Source organism: Deltaproteobacteria bacterium, from assembly GCA_016933965.1.
Lineage (GTDB): Bacteria > Desulfobacterota > Syntrophia > Syntrophales > UBA2210 > JAFGTS01.
The window spans coordinates 1-23,385 of sequence record JAFGTS010000009.1; the positions used below are offsets into that span (position 1 = coordinate 1).

Below are 23,385 nucleotides of genomic sequence, written 5' to 3' on the forward strand. Positions count from 1 at the left end.
AAGGACCAATATACTACTTTAGTAGTAGGCCTGATTCTTGCGGCAATGTCAATAGATTATATGATTTTTTTCCAACAAGAATTCCCCCGTTTGCAATCAACCCTAATCCGATTAAAAGGACTTATTACTTAATTTATTTATGGTTAATATCGTGCACTTTGAGAGAATTATTAGTTAATCGACTTCAGGAAGGCATCGGTTACGTGTCCTATGGGGACACATTAATAAAAATAACGATGTCGGTGTCCGGCACCGGCGTCGTCGTGCAGTGCCAGAATCGCCTCTGTCCCTTTTTCCAAAGACCGGTTCCCACCCCAAAGGCAGTGCCCGCTGATCACGTGGGTGGTCACGGGAGGGCCGTCTTTTTTACATTGATTTGAAAAATGTGATATTATAAACACCTTCAGTGGAAAGTCCGGCCACAGGGACTTGTATCAACCGTCGAACTCAGGGGTTGATCCCGTTGATTGGTTACGGAGTGATGATTGCTTTTTCGTCAGAGGTGGGGTGGTATGGGGAGAAAAAAACTGAATCTGGCGTTGCAGGGAGGTGGGGCCCATGGGGCGTTCACATGGGGTGTCCTTGATCGCCTGCTCGAACAAAAAGACCTGGAGATCGTCGGTGTTTCCGGTACGAGTGCCGGTGCGGTGAATGGGGCGTGTCTTGTCTATGGACTGACCAGGGGCGGTAATGAAGCAGCGCGGGACATTCTGCATGAATTCTGGCGTAAGAACTCGGAATCTCAGTTTTTTTCTCTTCTGCAGCCCACCGTCTTCGACAAGGCCCTCAGCCGGGGGAACATGGATTTCAATCCATTTTACTGGACATTCTCCACGCTGACCACCTATCTTTCTCCCTACCAGTGGAATCCCTGCCAGATCAACCCGTTTCGCGAACTCCTCCTGGATGTGATCGATTTCGAAGCCATCCAGAAGCAGAAGCAATATAAACTGTTCCTGTCGGCAACCAACATCCGTACATCGAAGGTCAAGATCTTTGCCAATGATGAGATCACCGCCGACGTCGTATGCGCATCTTCCTGTCTGCCCCAGTTCTTCCAGGCCATCGAGATCGACGGCGAGTTATACTGGGACGGGGGCTTCATTGGGAATCCGGCCATATTCCCGCTGTTCCAGTATACCCAGTGTCGTGATCTGATGCTGATCCAGATAGACAGCATCAACTATAACAAGGTGCCGTGGCGGATCGATGAGATCACGGACCGCGCGACGGATATTAGTTTCAATTCCAGTCTCATGCGGGAAATGCGGGCCATCTGTTTTGTCACCAGGATCATTGACAGCGGCTTCGATGACAATGGCCGTCTCGTCAGGACCAACATCCATTACATAAGCACCGGCGATCTGCTGAACGATTACAACAGCAGCAGCAAGTATAATGTCGATTGGGAGTGGCTGACATATCTGCGGGATTGCGGGCGGGAAGAAGCCGAGCAGTGGATCCGAAAACATTACAACAAGGTTGGTAAAAAGAACAGTTGCGACGTGGAGAGCCTTTTCTTGTAACTGTTCACAGCAGAGCCCGGAGCCTTCTCTGGTGATCCCCGTTGACCCTTTTTCATCCCTGATGGGATTTTCCCATCGCGGGGTGCCCGGTATTGCTGCAAACCGGCCACCCCTTTCATGGAATGGTCACTTTGCCGTCACTGAAATGAAACACCCGCTTCTGCCGCTCGCGCCCGACGCATCATCGGTCCCGGCGGTTTTGAGGCTTCGTGCCGTTGGACCGATGGGGCCGTAGAAAGCGTTTTCCTGTGCCTGGTCATAATCGACGGCTTCGAGCTTGTAATACCAGGCGCTGGCTTCATCGACGTTGCAATCCCAGTATTCATAGGTTGCGCCCGTGGTTTCCGTCAATGCTTCGGTCGGAGTGAAGCTTTCGTCGATACGGGTATATCCCCCGTCCTTTTGATCGCTTCGCCACAGGTAGAAGCCCGCTGTTTCGATCTCCGTGGCGGTCTTCCAGGTAATGAAGACGCAGCCGTCGACCATCTCGGCCGTAAAGTATGCCAGGGCAATGGCAAGGGGAGCGCCCTGGCCGCCCAGGATATATTCCGTGCCGGCCTCGCCGGTCTTGGTCAGTGTATCGGCCCCAGTGATCAGGGTTGCCCCGCTGTCCGCCCAGCTCCGGTCGCAGTAGTCATCGCGCTTTGCCAGGCCAAGGACGGAATCGTCGACGGGCACGCTCGGATTGCCGTTATAGTAGTAGGTAACATCGTAGGTTTTGGGCGAGTTCAGCCAATCCGTGGTAAAGACGCCCCAGTACCGGAAATAATCGACGGAGGACCAGCCCGAGGGCGCGCTCAGTCCGTTCGGGGTCGTGTAACTGTAGGGGGGTGAAGGTGTCGTCCAGAGGTCCGGTGGATAGACCGCTGCCTCGTCAAGCTGATAGATTTGTATGCCGGAAAATGTTCCGGTCCAGGTCCCGGTGTTCTCCTCGGCTTTCAGGTAGTCCCCGTCGGAGTGTGTCAGTTGTGCTATGACCGGGCTCAGTGTTCCGCCGTCATAATACCCATAGGCGCTGTCATCACCGATGGGGGCGGATGAGCAGATACGGGCGGCCCGCACGTCGGAGAAACCGGTCATGGTGCCGTCATTGTTGTTCGTCGTCTGGTCAGGACAGGTAGTGCTGTCCGTTTCCTCATCGAACCGCCAGTAACCGACCAGGCCCGATTCCGAACCTGACAGTTTCTGACACATGGTGTCACGGATATTTGCCTCGGTTCGGGCGGTATTCCAGATGCGGACCTCGTCTATCGGACCGTTGAAATATGTGGGCGTGACGGCTTCCCTGCCGATATTGACGGCTTCATTATTGGTGGTGGCGGCATTATCGATCGTTGCGGAAGAAGTGGCTTCCTGCACGCCGTTGATATAGATGGTCATCTCATCTGTCGTATTATTCTTCCACACGCAGGCAACGTGATACCATCTGCCCGTTGAAAGAGCGTTGGTGCCGGTCAGGCGATAGACCCCGCCGCCGGTGTTTCCCACCACGAAGTCGATATTGGAGCTGGCGCCGCCGGTGAACACGTTCGAGCCGCCGCCCAGGCCGAACCCGTAGCATACGTTGTTGATCCCGCTGGTCCCCTTGATAACGATTCCGGCGCCCGCCGTCAATGCGTCAGGATATATCCAGGCTTCCAGGGTGCCTTGATCATCGAGATCAAGAGTGTTGTCGTCAGCGATTTCCACGTAATCGTCCGTGCCGTCGAAATCAATGGCGTTGCGCGGTTCCATGTCGGAACCCAGGATGAACTCGGTACCGGTGAGCCCCGACCGGGTGAGGGGATTGGCGCCAAGCGTCGCACCGAGGTCTTTCCAGGGCTCGCAGTTGGTGTCCCGATAGGCCAGCCTGAGGTTGGCCTCGTCACTGATACCCGGGAAACCGTCGCTTGAAACGTCGTAATTATATGAGATCTTATAGGTTGCGCTACCGCCGCCCGTCATGAAGACACCCCAGAATCCGGTGCCGGGGAACAACTTCCATCGGGGAGGGCCGCTCAGGTAATCCGGCGCCTCGCTCACCCGGTACACCTGTATGGCCGATTTCAGGGCCGCGCTCCAGGTGCCGCCGTCCTCCTCGACGGTCAGTTGCTCATCACCGACCGTATCGGTCACGCTGTAGTCATCGGTATAATCGTGGGTGCTGGTGTCGCCCACGGGAGCCGCCGAGCAGCCACGCGAGGCGGACACGATGGTGCCGTCGTTATCATTGGGCGAATCATCAACGCAGACCAAACCATAGGCCTCGTCAAGGCGCCAGTAGCCGACAAGCCCGGTTTCCGTGCCTGCAAGCTTTTTACACATGGTGTCGCGGATATTGGCTTCCGTCCTGGCCGTGTTCCAGATGCGGACCTCGTCGATGGCGCCGTGGAGAAATCCCTCGGAAGGATAGTTGACGCCTCCGATATTCTCTAGTCCGGTGACGTTGACGCCGACACCCACTCTACTGCCCGTGTCCTGGATGCCCACAGCACCAGGCGTTACTGTTCCGCTGGTGTACTCAAAGCCGTTGATGTATATCTTCACGGTACTGTTGTCAAAGGTTCCGGCCAGGTGATACCACTTTCCGGTTTCAAGGGGAAAATCGGAAGAGGCGGTATGGGTTGTCCCGGAATCATCGACAATGGAGAAAGCCGGCTCATTGCCGTCTGCGAGAAAGAGGTTATAGGAATCATGGTTCTGTAAAACGGCGATGTCGCCCGTGCCGGCGGCGTCGGTCTGGTCCGAGGCTTTCCTGACCCAGGCCTCCACGGTCACGGTGTCGTCTGCGCTCACGTCCAGCGCGCCGTCATGGTCGATGATCACATGATCGATAACACCGTCCAGCTCAAGACCCCAGCGGCTTCGCAGATCCACCGTGGGAGGAGGCGGCGGGTCTTCGGGATCATAGTCCTCCCAGAGCAGATAGGGATATCCGTCGTTCTTGGCAGGATCGATCCCCCAGATGTTGGTGAAATCAAAGGTGGCATAGGTGGACTGCGTCTTCATCTGAGCCGTTGTCCGGGGGAAGCCCCCCGCGCTGGTGGTCATGCCGGAGGTCTGGGTGTCCCAGTATGAATCGACTACCACCCCGTCGTTGCCCTGTCCTTGCAGCGAAACTCTACCAACCAAACCGCCGTAGTATGTCGTGTGTTGATTTACCGTAATCGTGCCGGTGGAGTAACAGCGGATGAGCTCGCCCCGGTAAATGATGCATCCGGCCAGGCCGCCGACTCTCTGTGCGGGTGCCGTCAATGTCGCGGCCGTTATGTCCACCGAACCCCTGGCATAGGAATCAATAATGGTCCCTTTCTGGCTGCACCCCGCCAGACCGCCGAATTTCTGTTTATCAGACCCATTGGCGGACATGATGACATTTATATCAGCGAAGCACTGGGAAACCACCGGATTGTCCGTTCCGCCCGCCGTTTCCTGCCAGCTGTTGTGCGAGCCGATCAGGCCGCCCGTGGCCGCGTCGCCGGTTACCGTGCCGTCTCCAGCGGAGCATCGTTCGATCAGGGTGGTGGCGTCACCGGTAACTCGGCCGATGAGGCTGCCCGTCCCCCGGGCGCCCACAACAGCTACGTCTTCAAGACATACGTTCCGGATAACACCGCCCCGGCCCACATGGCCAAAGAGCCCTACATTTATCGTTATCGGCCGATCGATGGTCAGGTTTGAAATGGTGTAATGCTGGCCGTCATAGGAGCCGGTGAACAGGTCGCCGGTGCCGCCGCCGGCGATGGGGATCCAGCCGTTGCCGTCTCCCGGATCGTAACCGAATAAATCAATACTCGCGGTTTGCTTATAGTGAAGTGCAAGATTGGCGGTAAGACTCCTGATCTCGACAAGATCAGAAACATTTGCAACCAGGTAAGGATCAGCAACCGTCCCCGATCCTCCGGAAAATCCATAAACCGGTGCACACCAGAGTAATAACAACATAATGATACATGGAAAAAGCTTCTTCATGGGAATCCCCTTTGTTGACTTCCTGTCCTGTTATTGTCTCCCCCAAACAGATATTGCCTGCTCAGACAGAAAAGATGACACATCCCGGGCGGCTGCGGTCGCGAATCGAATGTTTTGATATTTTCCTCGAGGAACAGGATGACGACAGTAGCCGGCCCATTTTTTTGATCGTGAATACAAGTGTCAATATACAATTAAATGTTTCATTTCTCAAGGCAATTGAATGGGTGATATCTGATGCCGCGGCGGGTCATTTTCCTTACTTAACTTCTTGACAAACTGCTGATTCCGTGATTTGAAAAAAAACCTCCGGGGGGAGAGGGTATCAATTTCAATCGCCGAACCATTTCACAATCGTGATCTTCCTGCTGAACGCTGCGCTTCGAGGCGATACGTCATGTTATGGAGGGTACCATGAGTATCGAGTACGATTTTCGGGAAGTGGTGGATAACCTGTACGATGGCCTGTATATCGTAGACCGCGACCGTCGCATCACCTTCTGGAACCAGGCTGCCGAGAACATTACAGGGTACAGTGCCGAAGAGGTTATGGGGAGAAGTTGCGCGGACAACCTTTTGAATCCCGTCGATGGGTTAGGTAATGAAATGTGCCGGAACGCCTGTCCCCTGGCGGCGACGATGGCCGACGGGCAATCGCGGGAGACGGAACTCTATCTCCATCACAAGGAGGGCCACCGGCTGCCCGTGTCGGTCCGCACGGCCCCCCTGAGGAACCGGAAAGGCACGGTCACGGGCTGTATCGAGATGTTCACGAACATCAGTTTCCGTGAAGCCCTCAGGCTGCAGCTCGAGGAATGGAAAAAGGTGGCGCTTATGGACCCCCTGACCGAACTGCCGAACCGGCGCCAGTTGGAATTACAGATCCGCGGGCGACTTCATGAGTTGAAACGGAACGCCGTTTCCTGCGGCATTCTTTTTGTCGATATCGATCATTTTAAGAACGTGAATGATACTTACGGTCACGATACAGGCGACCAGGTCCTGCGAACCGTTGCCAAGACCCTGACGTCTTCGATCAGACCCTTCGACACGGTAGGCCGCTGGGGAGGTGAGGAGTTCGTCGGGATCTTTCCCCATACCAACAGAAAGACACTTCTCAAGATAGCCAACCGGCTGCGGATGCTCGTGGAGCATTCGAGCATCGAGACGGGCCGGGGGCCGCTTTCGTTTACCGTTTCCGTTGGCGGTGTTCTCGGAGTCGCCGAGGATTCGGTGGATTCCATCATCAAGCGGGCCGACGCGCGCATGTATGAAAGCAAGGAAAAAGGTCGGAATTGCGTGACCATGGAAAAACGGCGTCCGCCGTCACAGGGCCGGCGTGATACCCTGACGGCAGTTTCGTAGCAAGCGCAAAGAAAGGCCTGAATCGCCGGGACCCGAAGTACGATCCCTTCACTGTTCAGGAGGCGGTGGAGGCGGAGGGGGCCGGCGCATGCGATGCTTCCTGAATCTCTCGTTGAATCGATCCAGTTGCCGTTTCTGCCGGTCGTTGAGTTTTTCCTTGATCCGGTCGTTGGCCGCGTCCATGATCTCTTCGATCCGGGGCCGGAATTCCGAATCGATCGCCTGGATCTTCCGTTGTGACTCTTCCAGTATCTGCCGGACCTCTTTTCGCTGTGTTTCCGTCAGTTCCAGCTTTGATGACAGGCGCTGCATCAGCATGTCGGTTCGTCCCCGGTGCCCCAGTTTCCCGAAACTTTCGATCCGGTGTTTCATATATACCTGGGTACCCAGGGAACCGGCGAGGGTGCCGAGGATGAAGATCAGGAGTATACCGACGATGATTTTCAGTTTATTCATGCTCTTTCACCTACACTCCCCATAATTGGTCCGCCCGGTATTCCACGGGATTGGTGAGGAATGTTTTCGTCACTTCATATTCCGGGTTGAAATCGAGGCCGATAAGAACCGCGGAGAGGATGAGGATCAGGATGACGGTTACCGGCGCGAAACGCCACAGGGCACGGTAAGCGAGCAGAAATGAATATGCCGGTACGGCGCGGGGTTCCATGCTCCGGATGCGGCCCATGACGGTGCGTTCCCATCGCTCATTCAGGCTCTTTTCCTCCCGTTTCCGGTACACCGCTGAAAGCGCCCGCTGTATGTCCCGTTCTTTTCCTTTCATTCCGTTCATGTCACGCCCCCCTCTCTCATCACTCCTGAAAGGAGCTGTGCAAGTTTTTTCCGGGCCCTGAGAGACCGGACCTTGACGTTCACCGAAGACCATCCGAGCTGTTCGGCGGCTTCCCTGACCGAAAGCCCCTCGAGATACACCAGTTCCAGGACCAGCCTGTTCTCCGGCGATAACTGCGCCAGGGCCCAGTCCAGAAGCTCCCGCGCCTCTTTTCGTGACGCCAGTTCATCAAAGGAACGACCCGACCTGTCCGCGACGGCCTGTTCGAGCCATTCCTGATGATGTTCCGTCAGGGAACTCAGGGGCACTTCCCGGGTCCGGTACTGCTTTCTCCAATAATCGTAACAGGTCCTCACGGCGATGGAAGTGAGCCATTTCCTGAAAGCGCCCGTTCCTTTATAGGTCGGCAGCGACTGGTAGACCCTGATAAAGACCTCCTGTGCCGTTTCTTCAACCTGGTTGTATGGAACGTGTCTGCTCACGATATTCGCCACATGTCCCTTGTATGCTCTTACTATGTGGGCGAAGGCGTCACCATCGCCGTCGATGATCCGGCGGATGATATCGCCCTCGCTTTCAATGGGATTCCTGCTGGCATTGTTCTGCATCGGCTCATGGTGATCTGTCGATTTCACTATCCCGTAATTATATGAAAGGAGCGGTCAAGTGCAACAGCTAAGTACGCAGTGCCTAATCCCACCTGAAGGAACGGTCGCCGTCGAAAGTTCTCCGGCCGTGGTCCTTGCGTACTCTTTCCCGGTCATGTCCTTCGAATCGTTTCCGCTCTTCCAGTTGTGCCCGTTGTTCGGGTGTGAGAACGGCCTTCAGTTCCGACATCATCTTACCCCGCGAGACGATCATCTCTTCCCGGGTCGTGGAATACTTCCGGAAGGCCTGTCGCACCGTCTCTTCGTTGAATTTGTCGGCGCGCTTCGCGTCAATGAACCCTCTTCGTGCCCTTTCAATGGTATCCCGTGCCGGGGTCCTCTGTTTGTCGTAACTGTCCACAATGGTCCTGACCTGTTCTCTCTGGGCGTCGGTGAGATTCAGGTCCAGGACGGCGCGCAGTTTCATCATTCCGGGAACGCCGTGGGGGTGACCGCAGTCGGGTCCGAATCCCCGCGCCAGGACCGCCGGGGACAGGGCCAGAACGAGTGACAGGACCAACGCTGCTATTATCATGGTTTTTGTTTTCATAATGATCCTCCATTGAGTTTTTTAGTGGTCGTCAAACATGCCTTTGCTCTTAATAGTCGCCGGAACGAACTGAAAGGTTACAACTTTTTTTGGCTCACCTTTTTGTAACCTTTTTCGTGGAAGGGACGACTTATACAAAGGAACTTCATGACGCGGAGAGGAAAGAGGGCGGATGGAGAACGCCGCTCACATCGAAGACGATACTAAGGAAGATCAGATGAAAAAAATGAAGACCGGAAAACTTCCCACAGGGAAACTCGTCCGGCTCGCCTGTGTCGGTGCTGTTCTCATGATCTGCGGATGCATTTCCGTCGGTCCCGATTATGTCCGCCCCGATGGTGCGACGCCTGCGACATGGCATGCCGGGCTCGAAGAGGGGATCACGGATCGGCAGAGCGATGAAGAAGAGACGGCGAAATGGTGGACCGCCCTGGGAGACCCGATGCTGTCGGACCTAGTCGGCCGTGCCGTGGAGGGGAATCTTGATATAAAGGAAGCGCAGGCACGGCTTCGGGAGTCGCGCGCGCGCCTCGGCATCAGCAGATCAGGGCTGTTCCCGTCACTTGATGCGACGGGTTTGGCGACGAAAAGCAGGGGCAGCGAAGAGACCGGGGGCGGGCAGGAACGGGAATTTTATTCGGTCGGGTTTGACGCCGCCTGGGAACTTGATCTCTTCGGCGGGGTGAGCCGTTCCGTCGAGGCGGCTCAGGCGGACCTCCAGGCCGAAGAGGAAGGTCTTCGTGACGTCCTCGTGTCCCTGACCGCGGAAGTGGCGCTGAACTACGCGGAATTGCGGACCGCACAGGCCCGGCTGGCTGCAGTGGAAAAGAACCTGCAGGTTCAGGAGGAATCTTACCGGCTTGTCCGGACCCGTGTTGCCGCGGGGCTCGATGATGAGCTCACGGAGCTTCAGGCTCGATATAACCTGGAGAATGCGCGCTCACAACTGCCGGGATTGCGCGCGTCGATCAACGAGGCAATGAACAGGCTTTCCATACTGCTCGGGGAAACACCGGGTTCACTGCAGGGCCTTCTACGTGAACAGATGCCTGTCCCGGCGGCACCCCTTGAGATCGTCGTCTGTGTGCCGGCCGATCTCCTGCGGCGGCGCCCCGATATCGGCAGGGCGGAACGCGAACTGGCGGCCCAGACCGCCCGGATCGGTGTCGCCACGGCGGAACTCTACCCGAAATTGACCCTGAACGGTTCGATCGGGCTTGAAGCGCTGTCACCGGATAAACTGCTGAGAACGACCAGTCACGCTTACACCATCGGTCCCCGCGTCACCTGGCCGATCTTCAGTGCCGGTTCCATCCGGCGGAACATCGACGTGCAGTCCGCGCTCCAGGAACAGGCCCTGATACAGTATGAATCGACCATACTGAACGCGCTTGAGGAAGTTGAAAATGCTCTTGTTTCCTATGCCGAAGAAGAGCGGCGCCGGGAATCGCTGCAGGAAGCGGCGCAGGCGGCCCGGGAAGCGATGGACCTTGCCCGGACAAACTATATCGCCGGTCTGAGCGATTACGATGATGTGCTCGACGCGCAACGCATGCTCCTGTCCCTTGAGGAGCAGCTTGCCCAGAGCAGCGGGACCGCCCTGACGTACCTCATTCAGTTATACAAGGCCCTGGGGGGCGGCTGGGAGAGACCGGGGACCAATGCAGTGACGATCAATGATCGATCTGAGGAGACCCTATGAAAGAAGAGAGGAATGCACACACCGACATTGAACGCACCCTGGGCCTGGACCGGTCCGCGGGCGGTGGAAAACACCTGAAACGCCTGTTTCTGTGGGGCATCCCGGTCCTCATCGCGGTGGTTCTCCTTATACTGTGGGCCGGCGGCAATGGCGCCGACACGGTCAGTTTCAAGACGCAGCCGGCGCAGAAGGGCGACCTTGTTGTTACGGTCAGTGCCACGGGCAACCTGGAACCGAAGAACCAGGTGGATGTGAGCAGTGAGCTTTCCGGAATTATCGATTCCGTCGACGTTGACTATAACGATCACGTTACCGCGGGTCAGGTCCTGGCCCGGCTTGACACCGACAAGCTTGAAGCCGGTATCCTCCAGTCACAGGCGGTGCTCACATCAGCCGAGGCACGGATTCTCCAGGCCCGGGCGACACTGAAGGAATCCCGGACGCAACTCGAACGGTTGCGAAAAGCCCACGAATTGAGCAGCGGCAAGGTACCCTCCCGGAAGGAACTTGATGCCGCCGAAGCGGCGGTTGACCGTGCCGCGGCCGATGAGGCGAGTGCGAGAGCTCAGGTTGCTGAGGCCCGGGCCGCGCTTGAGGTTCAGGAGACCGAACGGGGAAAGGCGTCCATCCGCTCTCCCATCAATGGAGTGGTGTTGAGCCGGGATGTGGAACCGGGACAGACCGTCGCCTCCTCTCTCCAGGCACCGGTACTGTTCACCCTGGCCGAGGACCTGACCAAGATGGAACTGCATGTTGACATTGACGAAGCCGATGTCGGACAGGTGAAGGATGGTCAGGAAGCGACCTTCACCGTTGACGCCTATCCGGACTGGACATTCCCCGCCAGGATCAAACAGGTCCGCTACGGCGCCCGGACATCGGAAGGCGTTGTAACCTATACGGCGGTGCTTGACGTCGATAATTCAGAGCTGTTGCTCAGACCGGGCATGACGGCAACGGCGGACATTACGGTGGAACACGTGCAGAATGCCGTTCTTGTGCCCAATGCGGCGCTGCGCTTTACACCGCCCGCCGGTGAAGAAAACGGGGGAAAACGAAGATCTTCGGGTAACGGCGGCGTCATCGGGGCGTTGCTGCCCCACCCGCCCCGGCAGGAACGGAAAGAAACGTCGATCACGACGACCGCGTCGGAGCAGCGCGTTTGGACACTGCGGGATGATCGCCTGATGCCGGTATCCCTTGTGACCGGAGCGACGGACGGTATCATGACGGAGGTCAGGCAGGGGGACATCGAACCCGGCATGCCGCTTGTCGTCGGGACGGAGAATAAGGAAAAATGAATCGAGGAAGCACGGAAACAGGCGGGATGGGACCGCTCATCGAGCTGCGGGGCGTGACCAAGGTATACGGCAGCGGTCCTGCAGCCGTCCATGCCCTCGGGGGTGTCGATCTCGATATTGTTCGGGGTGATTTTACGGCCATCATGGGGCCGAGCGGCTCGGGCAAGTCCACCTGTCTGAACATTCTAGGATGCCTTGACCCTCCTACCACGGGGTCTTATCGTTTCATGGGTGTCGACGTGGGGTCCCTGTCGCGGGATCAGCGGGCGCTTCTGCGCCGGCATTACCTGGGATTCGTATTTCAGGGGTTTAACCTGCTCAATCGGACATCGGCCCTGGAAAATGTGGAATTGCCCCTTATTTATCGCGGTGTTCCCGCCCGTGAGCGGCACCGTCGCGCCCGCGAGGCACTCCATGCCGTCGGGTTGACGGGGTGGGAGTCACACCGGCCCGGTGAGCTTTCCGGCGGCCAGCAGCAGCGGGTGGCCATGGCCCGGGCCATGGTGATCGAACCGGAGGTGCTCATCGCCGATGAACCGACGGGAAACCTCGATTCCACCATGAGCCGGGAGATCATGGAGCTCCTCTGTGCATTCAACCGTGAACGGGGCATTACCATCGTCATGGTGACCCATGAGGCGGAGATGGCCCGGTATGCGAAACGGATCATTCATTTTCTGGACGGGCGCATCGACGTCGAGGAACAGAACGGAGGAGAAAACACATGATACGGGAAACCATCATACTGGCCCTGCGGGCGATCCGCCGTAACGTTCTCCGCTCGTTCCTGACCATCCTCGGTGTCGTCATCGGCGTGGCGGCCGTCATCACCATGGTTACCCTCGGGAACGGGGCCACGGCACAGGTGACCGGAGAGATCGCAAGCCTCGGCAGCAATATGCTCCAGGTGCGGCCGGGACAGGGATTCCGGGGGCCCGGGGGTGTGCGGTCGGCGTCGGACATGTTCGAGATCGAAGATGCCGAGGCGATCGGCCGTGAGGTGTACGGCATAGAAGCCGTTGCGCCGACGGCATCGACCACCGCCCAGGTCATCTACGGGAACAGAAACTGGTCCACGTCCGTTATGGGCGGCGACAATGCCTACCTGGAGGTGCGTGACTGGCCGGTGGAAAGCGGTCGCCTTTTCGCCGAAACCGAGCTCCGCTCAGGGAAAACGGTCTGTATCATCGGGAGCACCATCGTCGATGAGCTCTTTGGTGACGGGGACCCCCTGGGGGCATACATCCGTATCGGCAAGCTCTCCTGCCAGGTGATCGGTGTCCTTGAATCGAAGGGCCAGTCCAGCTTCGGCCATGACCAGGACGATACCGTCATCATTCCGCTCCGCACCCTGCAGAGACGGATCGCCGGAAACACTGATGTCAGCGCCGTTTATGTTTCCGCCATGGACGGGATCTCAACTGAAACGGTTAAAAAGGATATCGAGGTCCTGATGCGTGAGCGGCGCCGGATCGCCAGCGATCAAGACGACGATTTTCATGTTCGTGACATGCAGGAGATCGTGAGTGCCCTCACCAGCACGACAAAGGTCCTGACGGCTTTGCTGGGCGCGGTGGCGGCCGTGAGCCTCCTGGTCGGCGGCATCGGTATCATGAACATCATGCTCGTGTCCGTCACGGAGCGGACCCGGGAGATCGGGACCCGGCTGGCCATCGGCGCGCGGGAAGGCGAGGTCCTGATGCAGTTTCTTATCGAGGCCGTGGTCCTGTCTTCCTTCGGAGGTGTCTTCGGGATCATCCTGGGTCTTGGGGGTGCCGCCCTGGGTGCGCTGGTCCTGGGCATGCCCTTTATCGTAAACCCGGGGATCGTCGTTGTCGCCGTCGTCTTTTCGGCCGCCGTGGGCGTCATTTTCGGGTTCTTTCCCGCCCGCCAGGCGGCGCGCCTCGATCCGATCGAAGCGCTGCGGCATGAATAGAACCCGTCAGTCGGACCGGTGCCGCTTCATTTCCTGTCTTTCGCGGTACCGGTATCCCCGGATCCCGCCGAGTACGGCCCATTTGACGATCTTCCGTGACAGCCGGTTCTGAACGAGCGGGTGCTTGAAGAAGGCCGCAAGATGCCCGGTACGCCGCGCGTCTTCCGGACGCTGCCCGGCTAGGGGTGCGGGCGACCCGGTATCTATCGGCTTCGGGTGGAAACGCCGCCGGTCCCGGGAAGAGCCCATCCACCGGGTGAGAAGGGTGGTCGCCACGGCAAGGACCTCCCAGCACCGATCCTCGATCTTCCGCGGCGGTATGTTCCCGGCGGCAAGCTCAACGACCTCAAGGACATGATAGACCTTCATCCTGCTCATGGTGAGGGTCGCTATCAGATTGAGGAAAATGTAGCAGGCGGGGCAGCTCGTAACGATGGCGTCCGCCCCGGTCCGTTGGGCTTCCTCGAGCCGGCGGTACAGGCTCGACAGAAGAGAAAGCAGGGTATTCATGGGATTTCCCGAACCGCGCCCCTGAAGGGTCGGGATCGTCGCCGCCCACCCGCAGCAGAGCCCGTTGAACCGTGTGTGCTCCATCTCCCGGATCGTGCAGCCTGTCAGCTGAAGAATGTCCCGGACCGTTTTCTGGGGTCTGCCGCCGTCATACCGCGACATGCAGTTGTCATGGACCGTGACCGCCATGTCCAGAGGAACCGTCAGTGAAATGATCCCCTTCCGTATCCGTTCCAGGATGAGGTAATCCAGAGGGAGCGCCGTTACGTCGAACGCGGCGCCGTAACGCTCCGGCAGCACCTCACCGAGCATCATGGCCTCCGCTTCCATGAAACAGTGGACCCGCCTGACACCCATGCGGGAGAAGGTGTTTTTGAGCAATGTGATAATGTCTCCCGTCATCTCGATCATGCCCAGCTTGTTGCTGTCGCCGCCGCAGCCGCAGAGTCCCTCGGCTCCGGCCATGATTCCGCGAAGATCATCAAGAATGGTCAGCCGGGCCAGAAAGGGAACGATGTTCGTGTAGAATCCGGTGAAGATGATCTCCTCCATCTGTGTATCGAGACGCCGCTCCCATTCCTCAAGGAGGACCCGCTCGTCCCGGTCCATGAGCGGCCGAAGGCCCGTCCAGATGTTCTCCGGTTCATCGGGGAATATCAATTTCGCTATCGGTGGGAGCCCGTGTGTCAGGCGGCTTTCATTGAACCGCTCCAGGATAAGCTCATAGGGCAGGGCCCCTTCGGGGCAGAGAAAATCGCAGACATTGCAGGTCGTGCACCGGCGAAAGGCGAGGGACCGTTCAACGGCCCCCGCGATGAGGTGCTGTATGTCATTGACCGCCTCGGACTGAGGGAGCTCGAGAACGGGACATCCTGCAAAGCAGATACCGCAGCGGGTGCAGTCTTCTTCCCTGAACCACCGAAAATCAGCCTTCATGAGGACCGCCTTTCCCGTCAGGTGATCTCCTTGATCCGGTACCGTCGCGCGGAGAACAGGGAGGGCGTCTGGTTCCTGAGCGTTCCGAGGAACATGTTGACGGCGCCGCGCCTGACGGATTCACGCTCCACCTCTTCTCCTGCCGCCATGCGGACCAGTTCGAGGATGTGGTACAGGGGCATCCGCGCCGGAGGGAAGTACAGCTGCCCCGCGCCGAGCATCTGCAGGCACCCCGCACAGTAGGTAACGAGGACATCGGCCCCGGTTTTCCGGGCCGTCTCGAGAGATCTCAAGGTTGAACGGATCAGGTTCAAGGGATGAAACGCCGATGCGTGGCTGAACCCCCCGCCGATACCGCAGCAGAGCGCCCGGGACCGGCCGGGGTCTTCCTCGATCACGGATATCCCGATTTTTGCGAGCAGTTTTCGGGGAATTTCCATGAAATCATCTCCCATGAACTTGGCGTAGCAGGATTCCTGGATGGTGCCGGTCATGTCAAAGGGGCTGGTGATCGCGATGTCGCCCGATTCGACCCGTTCCAGCAGCCAGGGGAGCATGTGCCTGATCTCAAAAGAGAACTCCGCGCCGAACCGGGGCAGGACGTTGGTGAACATGTTCAGCCCCGCCGTGCAGGGAATGATCATCCGCTTCAGTCCCATGTCGCGGAAATGCGCCGTCAGCCTGCGTGCCACCTGCCGGACCTGGTCATAGAGACCCATGCGGTAATACATTTCGCCGCAGCAGAGCTCCAACGAACCCCTGATGGCGATACCCTCAAGGAGTTTTGTTCTCGCCAGGGCGGGGACGGTGATCCAGTTGCAGCCGGGGTAGAATATTTCATCGCGGGGTGACGGGTCATCCCAGGTTCGAAGCAGTTCCCGTTCGTCCTCGGGGAGTTTTTCCAGGGCGTCGGTGCGAAAATTATTTGGACTGTGGGGAATGAAATAGGCGGCCCGTTTCGGGAACCCCTCCCGCCGGTACAGGTCGAACCACCGGTCAAGGATCAACCGGGTCGGATTGCATCCCTCGGGACAGATGAAATCGCAGGCGAAACAGCTCTCACACCGTTCCAGGACGTGTGTCGACGATTCGCCGTCGATAAGCTTTCCGATCTCTTCCTTTGCCCGTTCCAGGGGAAGCTGCATCACCGGGCATTGGTGGAAACATTCGCCGCAGCGGGTACAGCGGTCCGCATCGAATACCGGTTTCATGTGATCGGTCCCTCCACTTCTTTCTTTACTTTCATTTCGTTCAGCGCGGCATACAGCGCGTCGAGAGCACTCCGTATTTCGGCCTTTCCCGGGGCCGGCCTGAGAAGCCACTTCACCAGGGAGTTGTTCACGGCCGGCGGGCGGCCCTCTTTGATAGAACCGATAACGATGCGCCGCATCGCCGTTCTGATGGTGATGTGACCCTTCAAACGCGAGCGTTCCAGTTCCAGGATCTCACCCGCTTCGACCACCAGTTTTTCCACGGGGGATGTCACGATAACCTTTTCCGGCGTCACGGCCACGTAATATCCCTCGCAATTCCGGATGCACATGAGGTAGAGGAGACCGAACCACAGGGGAAGCAGGAGCGCCATCGTGAAACCGCCCGCCTCAAGCAGAAAGGTGAGGTAGAAGACGACGGCTTCGATGATGGTCTTCAGCAACGTCGGGGCCTGGACATCGATCGCCTGATACTGGCTGATAAACCAGCCGGCCACGTGGGTGAACCTCAGAACGATGTAAATGACCCCGGCCTGGACCAGGAGGATAATGAAGGCCTGCAGGCGTGCCCATCGCCGGCGGTTGAAGGAAAAACAGCGGCCCGCCGGATGATCCTTCCACCGGGCGCCGCGCAGGGCGGAAATGACGTAATACCCGAAGGCGTCGAAGATGGTGTAGGAAACGGGTACGACGATGAGCGTCAGGAAGGTGGCGAAAGCGATGCCGAAAATGATGACCACTCCCAGTCCTTCCCAGAGCTTGTCGGTCATGGTCAGGGTGATCAGGCCGCCGATGGTCGTCAATGTCGTCGATATGATGGGCCGCAGCCGGTGTTTGCCGGCGTCCAGCACGGAGTCGTACATGTTCATGCCGGCCCGGCGGGTCTGATTGATCCGGTCCACCAAGACGATCGAGTCGTTGACGACGATTCCCGAGAGACCCACGAGACCGATGAAGCTCATGATCGAAAAATTGTTTCCCGTAACCAAGAGGCCCACAATGGCGCCCATGACGGACAGGGGCAGGGCTGCCATGATGGCAAAGGGCTGGAAAAATGAATTGAACTGAGCCACCAGGATGGTCAGGATCAGGATAAAGGCCACGATATAGGCGAGGCGGAGGCTCGCGAATGACTCTTCGGTTTCCATGATGTCACCGGCATATGAGATGGAATATCCCGGCGGAAGGGGATACTCCTTGAGCTTTTCCTGCAGTTCCTTGGTGATCTCCACGGCAGACCGGTCCTCATTCTGGGCGGTCATCCGCACGACCCGGCGGCGGTCGATGTGACGGAGCTGATTGATCCCGGCCCCCTGTGTGACGGTGGCAAAGGATCCGAGGGGGACGAGGGTCCCCGTCGCTGACCGTACCTTGATCCTGTCGAGCAGTTCCACGCCGGTCCGTGATTCCGGGGAAAACCGCACCGTGAGGTCATATTTTTTTGAAACATCCCGCTCATCCCGGAAGTCCTTTATCTTGATCCCCGCCGTGGCGCCCCGGAGGGTCTGTGAAACGGAGATGAGAGGAATGCCGAGGGCGGCCGCCCTGGCACGGTCGACATGGATCTTCAGCTCCGGCGGCGCGTTCTGGAAGTCGTCCTGTATCTCCATCGCGCCGGGTATCCCGGAAAGGATACCTTTGATATCATCGCTGATCCGGTTCAACGTCTGGAGATCGTGACCGAAGATCTTTACGTTGATTGGACTGCCCGTGGGTGGGCCCCATTCGATGGGGCGGTACCGGATGTCGGCGCCGGGAATGGCGTCGAGGAGCGGACGGATACGCTGCTGGATGTCCTTGTGCGAGGAGCGGCGGTACTCCTTGTTGTCGAGCAGTTCGAGGGTGATCTCGGCGTAGCTGGATTCCGCCCCTCCTATGCTGAACTCAAAAGCGCTCTGCCCCTTGAACCCGATGCTTGAGACGAGCCTCACCGTTTCCGGCACATTGGAGATGATGATATGTTCCACCTGCAGGGCGATGTCCCGGGTCACTTCTACGTCCGTTCCGGGCGCTGTTTCGATCGTGATGTAGATATAGTCGAAATCGGCCTCGGGAAACATCTCGATCTTCACGATCTTGAGGGCGAAAAGCCCCGCCACGGAAAACATGCCGAGCGTCAGTATGGTGATGATGAAAACGCGGTGGTTCAATGACCAGATGATGATGCGGCTGTAAAGTTTTTTCAGGTATTTCAGGTCTTCCTCGGGACTGACGACCTTGCCGTCCCGTATTGCCCGGTTCATGAATCTCGACAGAATGAGCGGGTTTGCGATCAATGCGACGAGAAGGGACGAGAAGAGGGCGATCGAGACGGTCTTGGGCATGAAGCTCATGAACTTTCCCGTCACACCGGTCATGAGGAGCATGGGCAGGAACGCCGCTATGGTGGTGAGCGTTGCCGACACCACGGGCAGGGCCACTTCCGAAACGCCGTCTATGATGGCCGTGAGCCGGTCCTTCCCCAGTTGATAGTGATGATAAGCGCTTTCGACGACGATGATGGCGTTGTCAACGAGAAGACCGATGCACAGGACGAGGGAGAAGCGGACCATGTCGTTGTTCGTGAGCCCGAAGACCTTCAGCAGGATGAAGGTGATCAGAAGCGACAGGGGTATCGAGAACGACGTGATGACCGAATTGCGGAGCCCCATGGCGAAGCAGAGCACGATGATGACGATGATGAGACCCGTGACGGCGGAGTTGTTCATGGTCTCGAATCCCTGCTTTATGAACTTTCCCTGGTCGGCGGTGACCACGGCCGTTACCCCGTTGGGAAACTCCTTTTCCATCTCTTCCAGGGCTTCGCGCACCTTCAGGGATGTTTCCAGTATATTGGCCCCCGGGCGTTTCTTGATGGCGATGGTCACGGACGGTTCGCCGTCAACCCTTGAGTATGAGACATCCTCGTCATGACCGTCGACGATGTCGGCGACATCGCCGAGAAACACCACCCGGTCGCCTCGCTCCACGAGGGGAATGCGGGCGTATTCCTCGACCTGTTTGATCTCCGTGAAGGTCCTGAGCATGAATTTGCGGTTCGAGATCGTCACGGGGCCGCCGGGGATGCTGATATCGGAGGATTGGAGCGCCCCTATGACGTCCAGAATGGTAAGCCCGAAACGGTTCAGGCTTCCCGGGTCAAGATAGATATAGATCTCCCGGTTGAGCCCGCCCGCGACCTCCGTATCGAGCACCTCTGGCATCAGTCGCAGTTCATCAGCCGTGTCCTCCGCGAGTCGCCTCAGCTTCAGGGGCGCCATATCGCCCGTTATGGAGACGATCATGATCGGAATGTCGCTGAAATTGATCTCTTCTATTTCAGGTTCTTCCACGTCATCGGGAAGCAGCTTTCTCGCCTCGTCGACCTTGTCCCGTACCTTCTGGAGCATCTGTTCCATATCGGCGTCTATGTCGAACTCGGTGACGATGATGGAAACGCTCTCGGCGGAGAAGGACCGCATTTCTTCTATCTCCGAGAGCTCGCTCAGGGAATCTTCAAGAGGGTTAGTGACAAGGCTTTCAACTTCGAGAGGAGAGGCCCCGACATACTGCGTCATGACAAGCGCGATGGGAACGACGACCTCAGGCGACCCTTCCTTCGGCATGGCTCGATAGGCGGCGACTCCGGCCACAAGGGGGAGAATAATTATCAGCAGGGTGAATATACGGGCGTACCGGATGATGAAACGGAACATCTTTTTCATTGTTCACGCCTAGTTTCGGGAAGAAGTGACGGTCACCCGGGAATCAGGTTTCAGATAATTCTGTCCCTTGACGACCAAACGGTCTCCTGCTTGAAGGCCTCCCGTGACCTGTATCAGCCCTTCGCGCGGCTCTCCGAGTGTTATCCGCCGCGGTTGCACCCGTTCTTTCTCTCCGACGAGAAAGACTTCCGTTCCCTGTTCCTTGAACAATATGACATCCTGGGGAATGAGTATGACGTCCGTGAGCACCCGGGTCGTCAGAAATGCGCGGGCCGACATGCCCGCCTTGAGCGCGCGGTCCCGGTTGCTGATCAGGATTTCGACACCGAAGGTGTTGGTCAGCGGGTCGGCTTCCACGTCGAGCCGTCCGATGGTTCCATCAAAACGGCGGTCGGGATAGGCGTCGACGACGATCTCAACGGGATCATCACGGTCCACGTCGACGAAATCCTGCTCGACGAGATATACCTTCATGCGTATCCGCTGAAGATCGAGGATTGTCATGACTGGCGACCCCGGTGCGATCCACTGTCCGACCTCGATGTCGCGCGAGGCGACAATGCCGTCAAAGGGAGCCCGTATCAGCGTTTTCTTCAGCCGCTCCCTGGCGATGGCGACCCCGGCCTCGGCCTGTTCTTTCTGGGAAAGGGCGGCCTCGAATTCCGCTTCGACCTTGTCGAAATTATCCTGGGAAATAACCTTTCGAGGCAGGAGGGTCTTAAAGCGGGTGTATGCCTTTTCGGCGGCTGAGACATGGACCGTTGCCGCGGACAGATCGGCCTCGGCCGCGTCAAGGGCAAGGGCGTAATCCGTCGGATCTATCCGGGCGAGAACCCGGCCCTTTGTGACCGGGTCCCCTACATCCGCCTCGTAACTCCTGACGATACCGGAGATTTCCGAGCTCAGACGCACCTCGCGGTCGGGGTAGAGCCGGCCGATGGATTCGACGACCACGGGCAGGTCGGTCGTTCCTATGGTCAGAATTTCTACGGGTACGGGAGTGTTGCCGGCGTTTGAAGATTGCGGGTATGCCGGTCCGGCCGTGATGAGAAGATACATGATGAACATGAAGGCAACAATCGTTCCCATCCGTCTGTTCTGATTGTGAAATGTCATGCGCTGCACCTGCTTTGTAGGTTCCCTCGGTGGCCAATAAGGCGATAACCTATCATGAAAAAAAACAAAAATGAAGTACTTTGAAATCACACATAACACCGGAGTGTTCTCATAATACACCGCCGACCGTCCTGGCCGTCCCGCAAAGCAAAGAATCTTGAGGATTGAAATGGGTCGTGATATGCTCGGTTTCACCCATGCGGAGGGAACGCCATGACACCAAAAAAGACCATTACCATTGCTACCTTTAATGTGAATTCGATCAGGTCACGGATGCATATCGTCGTCCCTTGGCTTCGGGAGAACCGGCCGGACATCCTCTGCATGCAGGAGACCAAAGTCGAGAATGACAAATTCCCCGCCGGTGAGTTCGAGAATATCGGGTATCACATTGTGTTCAGCGGGGGAAAACGTTACAGCGGCGTAGCAATAGCATCCATTGAAGAACCGGTGGACGTTTCATGTGGATTTGACGATGGCGGTCCCGCCGATACGGACCGGCTGATCCGATGCTCCATCGGCGGTATCAGCGTCATTAATCTCTATGTTCCCCAGGGGCGGGACCGGGATGATCCCTATTTCCAGTACAAGCTCGAGTGGTTCCGGCGACTGAGGGTCCTTCTGGAAACGAATTACTCACCGATAAGGCCGCTGGTCTGCTGTGGTGATATGAACGTGGCCCGGGAGGAGATCGATGTCCACGATCCGAAACGGCTGCTGGGACATGTGGATTTCAACCCTGAGGTATGGGAGTCCTTTGATCATCTGACCTCCTGGGGTTTGATCGACGTGTTCAGAAAGCACCATCCCGGCGAAGGAGGGCAGTTCGCCTTTTTCGATTACCGCGTCCCCTCGTCGGTCGACCGGGGCCTGGGGTGGCGCGTCGACCACATCCTTGCGACGCCTGACCTGGCCGAACGCTCTCTTTTGTCATACATTGACCTCGGACCGAGACGGGCGGACAAACCCTCCGACCACACGGTCATGGTGGCCGAGTTTGCCGGGTGAGGACTGAAGGAACGGCGATTGTACGGAATGCCGGGGAGGGAATGTCATGAAGAAAAAACAGGTTGTCGGTCTCGCCCTGGGAAGCGGATCGGCCCGGGGGTGGTCCCATATCGGCATCATCAGGGCCCTTGGTGAAAGGGGTATCGTGCCCGATATCGTCTGCGGCTGCTCGGCCGGTGCCGTCATCGGCGGGGCCTATGCCGCCGGGTACCTTGATGACCTTGAAGAATGGGGGAGAAGCCTGGCCCTGAAAGACGTGGTCAGTTTTTTTGATATCAGCGTCATGAGCGGAGGGGTCATCGCCGGTAAACGGCTGATGGATTTCCTCGGCGGTCACATGGGTGACCCGCGGATTGAAGCTCTCCCCGTGCGCTTTGCCGCTGTGGCCACCGACCTGGATACCGGCCGGGAGATGTGGTTCACCTCGGGGCCGCTCCTCGAGGCGGTCAGAGCTTCCATGGCACTGCCCGGATTTCTGGCGCCTCTCAAGATCGGGGACCGGTGGTATGTGGACGGTGGCCTGGTGAATCCCGTTCCTGTTTCCCTGTGCCGTGCCATGGGAGCGGATACGGTCATCGCCGTCAACCTGAACAGCTCGATGGTCGGGAAATGGAACCAGCCGTCGCGTCGCGGAAGCGCTTCCACTGACGTCCAGGACGAGCATACCAATGAATCCCTGAGCGATCTGGCCGAACGCATCAGGAAGAAGTTCGCAAAAAGTCTGGAAACGGTCATGGCCCAGATATGGCAGGGCGACAGTCACCGGCCGGGGCTGTTCGATGTCCTGGCGACTTCCATCGACATCATGCAGGACCGGATAACCCGGAGCCGCATGGCGGGTGATCCCCCGGATCTGATCCTGTCTCCCCGCCTGGAACACCTGGGATTGCTTGAATACTACCGCGCCGCGGAAGGGATCGAGGAAGGAAGGAACTGTGTCCACCGGGCGGAGCATGCGGTCAGCCAGTTGTTCCGGTAGGAACGGGGAAAAGCGTCGGAAGCATTACATGATGTCCTGTATGGACTTTATGAGAAACCGTCAAAAATGATGCACTCGCAAAAAGTCGATTCTGCTCTGGCTTGTCATTCCGTGCTTGACACGGAATCCAGTATTTTTAAGCAGTTATGGGCT

General features: G+C 57.8%; 17 protein-coding genes. 8 read left to right on the forward strand and 9 right to left on the reverse strand.

Annotation, left to right across the window (positions count from 1 at the left end):
- Positions 1 to 512: 512 nt before the first annotated feature.
- Positions 513 to 1,526: a patatin-like phospholipase family protein gene (locus tag JXO48_02155; GenBank protein ID MBN2282670.1), complete on the forward strand. Its 1,014-nt coding sequence runs from the start codon at positions 513 to 515 to the stop codon at positions 1,524 to 1,526.
- Between the two features lie 126 nt (positions 1,527 to 1,652).
- Here the strand turns inward: JXO48_02155 and JXO48_02160 are convergent, their stop codons facing one another.
- Positions 1,653 to 5,477, reverse strand: a complete 3,825-nt coding sequence (locus JXO48_02160) for a LamG domain-containing protein (protein ID MBN2282671.1) — start codon at positions 5,475 to 5,477, stop codon at positions 1,653 to 1,655.
- A 402-nt stretch (positions 5,478 to 5,879) separates the two neighbouring features.
- Here JXO48_02160 and JXO48_02165 point away from each other — a divergent pair, with 402 nt between their 5' ends.
- Positions 5,880 to 6,842, forward strand: a complete 963-nt coding sequence (locus tag JXO48_02165; GenBank protein ID MBN2282672.1) for a sensor domain-containing diguanylate cyclase — start codon at positions 5,880 to 5,882, stop codon at positions 6,840 to 6,842.
- Between the two features lie 48 nt (positions 6,843 to 6,890).
- Here JXO48_02165 and JXO48_02170 read toward each other — a convergent pair whose 3' ends face one another.
- Genes JXO48_02170 through JXO48_02185 form a run of 4 tightly spaced genes read right to left on the reverse strand, consistent with a single transcriptional unit; the run spans position 6,891 to position 8,829 of the window.
- The gene (locus JXO48_02170; protein MBN2282673.1) at positions 6,891 to 7,298 is read right to left on the reverse strand and encodes a hypothetical protein; all 408 of its coding nucleotides are present in this window, start codon (positions 7,296 to 7,298) and stop codon (positions 6,891 to 6,893) included.
- A gap of 10 nt (positions 7,299 to 7,308) precedes the next feature.
- Positions 7,309 to 7,632 (reverse strand): hypothetical protein, encoded by a 324-nt coding sequence (locus JXO48_02175; GenBank protein ID MBN2282674.1) that lies wholly within the window; start codon positions 7,630 to 7,632, stop codon positions 7,309 to 7,311.
- A complete protein-coding gene (locus JXO48_02180) occupies positions 7,629 to 8,267 on the reverse strand; it encodes an RNA polymerase sigma factor (GenBank protein ID MBN2282675.1) in 639 nt (212 codons plus the stop codon). Before JXO48_02180 ends, JXO48_02175 begins: the two co-directional genes overlap by 4 nt.
- 55 nt (positions 8,268 to 8,322) lie before the next feature.
- Entirely contained in the window at positions 8,323 to 8,829 is a 507-nt protein-coding gene (locus tag JXO48_02185) for a Spy/CpxP family protein refolding chaperone (GenBank protein MBN2282676.1), read from the reverse strand.
- A 226-nt stretch (positions 8,830 to 9,055) separates the two neighbouring features.
- Between JXO48_02185 and JXO48_02190 the strand changes: the two genes are divergently transcribed.
- The 4 genes from JXO48_02190 to JXO48_02205 are packed head-to-tail and all read left to right on the forward strand — an operon-like array spanning position 9,056 to position 13,768.
- Complete coding sequence (locus JXO48_02190) at positions 9,056 to 10,531, forward strand: efflux transporter outer membrane subunit (protein ID MBN2282677.1); 1,476 nt, start codon at positions 9,056 to 9,058, stop codon at positions 10,529 to 10,531.
- The gene (locus tag JXO48_02195) at positions 10,528 to 11,832 is read left to right on the forward strand and encodes an efflux RND transporter periplasmic adaptor subunit (protein MBN2282678.1); all 1,305 of its coding nucleotides are present in this window, start codon (positions 10,528 to 10,530) and stop codon (positions 11,830 to 11,832) included. The genes JXO48_02190 and JXO48_02195 overlap by 4 nt, the downstream gene beginning before the upstream one ends.
- A complete protein-coding gene (locus tag JXO48_02200; protein ID MBN2282679.1) occupies positions 11,829 to 12,560 on the forward strand; it encodes an ABC transporter ATP-binding protein in 732 nt (243 codons plus the stop codon). Before JXO48_02195 ends, JXO48_02200 begins: the two co-directional genes overlap by 4 nt.
- Positions 12,557 to 13,768 (forward strand): ABC transporter permease, encoded by a 1,212-nt coding sequence (locus tag JXO48_02205; GenBank protein MBN2282680.1) that lies wholly within the window; start codon positions 12,557 to 12,559, stop codon positions 13,766 to 13,768. The genes JXO48_02200 and JXO48_02205 overlap by 4 nt, the downstream gene beginning before the upstream one ends.
- Positions 13,769 to 13,774: 6 nt before the next feature.
- On the opposite strand, the gene JXO48_02210 is transcribed toward JXO48_02205, so the two are convergent.
- Genes JXO48_02210 through JXO48_02225 form a run of 4 tightly spaced genes read right to left on the reverse strand, consistent with a single transcriptional unit; the run spans position 13,775 to position 21,245 of the window.
- On the reverse strand, positions 13,775 to 15,214 hold the full coding sequence (locus JXO48_02210) for a (Fe-S)-binding protein (protein ID MBN2282681.1): 1,440 nt from the start codon (positions 15,212 to 15,214) through the stop codon (positions 13,775 to 13,777).
- Between the two features lie 17 nt (positions 15,215 to 15,231).
- On the reverse strand, positions 15,232 to 16,425 hold the full coding sequence (locus JXO48_02215; GenBank protein MBN2282682.1) for a (Fe-S)-binding protein: 1,194 nt from the start codon (positions 16,423 to 16,425) through the stop codon (positions 15,232 to 15,234).
- Positions 16,422 to 20,129, reverse strand: coding sequence for an efflux RND transporter permease subunit (locus JXO48_02220; protein ID MBN2282683.1), 3,708 nt, complete (start codon positions 20,127 to 20,129; stop codon positions 16,422 to 16,424). The genes JXO48_02215 and JXO48_02220 overlap by 4 nt, the downstream gene beginning before the upstream one ends.
- Before the next feature lie 9 nt (positions 20,130 to 20,138).
- Positions 20,139 to 21,245: an efflux RND transporter periplasmic adaptor subunit gene (locus tag JXO48_02225; protein ID MBN2282684.1), complete on the reverse strand. Its 1,107-nt coding sequence runs from the start codon at positions 21,243 to 21,245 to the stop codon at positions 20,139 to 20,141.
- Positions 21,246 to 21,458: 213 nt separating this feature from the next.
- Between JXO48_02225 and xth the strand changes: the two genes are divergently transcribed.
- Positions 21,459 to 22,253 (forward strand): exodeoxyribonuclease III, encoded by a 795-nt coding sequence (xth, locus tag JXO48_02230; GenBank protein ID MBN2282685.1) that lies wholly within the window; start codon positions 21,459 to 21,461, stop codon positions 22,251 to 22,253.
- A gap of 46 nt (positions 22,254 to 22,299) precedes the next feature.
- The gene (locus JXO48_02235; protein MBN2282686.1) at positions 22,300 to 23,232 is read left to right on the forward strand and encodes a patatin-like phospholipase family protein; all 933 of its coding nucleotides are present in this window, start codon (positions 22,300 to 22,302) and stop codon (positions 23,230 to 23,232) included.
- Positions 23,233 to 23,385 lie beyond the last annotated feature (153 nt).

Excerpts from the sequence above, each read along its gene's own strand:
- JXO48_02155 (MBN2282670.1), top strand. The coding sequence starts at position 513 with ATGGGGAGAAAAAAACTGAATCTGGCGTTGCAGGGAGGTGGGGCCCAT.
- JXO48_02160 (MBN2282671.1), bottom strand. The coding sequence starts at position 5,477 with ATGAAGAAGCTTTTTCCATGTATCATTATGTTGTTATTACTCTGGTGT.
- JXO48_02165 (MBN2282672.1), top strand. The coding sequence starts at position 5,880 with ATGGAGGGTACCATGAGTATCGAGTACGATTTTCGGGAAGTGGTGGAT.
- JXO48_02170 (MBN2282673.1), bottom strand. The coding sequence starts at position 7,298 with ATGAATAAACTGAAAATCATCGTCGGTATACTCCTGATCTTCATCCTC.
- JXO48_02175 (MBN2282674.1), bottom strand. The coding sequence starts at position 7,632 with ATGAACGGAATGAAAGGAAAAGAACGGGACATACAGCGGGCGCTTTCA.
- JXO48_02185 (MBN2282676.1), bottom strand. The coding sequence starts at position 8,829 with ATGAAAACAAAAACCATGATAATAGCAGCGTTGGTCCTGTCACTCGTT.
- JXO48_02190 (MBN2282677.1), top strand. The coding sequence starts at position 9,056 with ATGAAGACCGGAAAACTTCCCACAGGGAAACTCGTCCGGCTCGCCTGT.
- JXO48_02195 (MBN2282678.1), top strand. The coding sequence starts at position 10,528 with ATGAAAGAAGAGAGGAATGCACACACCGACATTGAACGCACCCTGGGC.
- JXO48_02200 (MBN2282679.1), top strand. The coding sequence starts at position 11,829 with ATGAATCGAGGAAGCACGGAAACAGGCGGGATGGGACCGCTCATCGAG.
- JXO48_02205 (MBN2282680.1), top strand. The coding sequence starts at position 12,557 with ATGATACGGGAAACCATCATACTGGCCCTGCGGGCGATCCGCCGTAAC.
- JXO48_02210 (MBN2282681.1), bottom strand. The coding sequence starts at position 15,214 with ATGAAGGCTGATTTTCGGTGGTTCAGGGAAGAAGACTGCACCCGCTGC.
- JXO48_02215 (MBN2282682.1), bottom strand. The coding sequence starts at position 16,425 with ATGAAACCGGTATTCGATGCGGACCGCTGTACCCGCTGCGGCGAATGT.
- JXO48_02220 (MBN2282683.1), bottom strand. The coding sequence starts at position 20,129 with ATGAAAAAGATGTTCCGTTTCATCATCCGGTACGCCCGTATATTCACC.
- JXO48_02225 (MBN2282684.1), bottom strand. The coding sequence starts at position 21,245 with ATGACATTTCACAATCAGAACAGACGGATGGGAACGATTGTTGCCTTC.
- xth (MBN2282685.1), top strand. The coding sequence starts at position 21,459 with ATGACACCAAAAAAGACCATTACCATTGCTACCTTTAATGTGAATTCG.
- JXO48_02235 (MBN2282686.1), top strand. The coding sequence starts at position 22,300 with ATGAAGAAAAAACAGGTTGTCGGTCTCGCCCTGGGAAGCGGATCGGCC.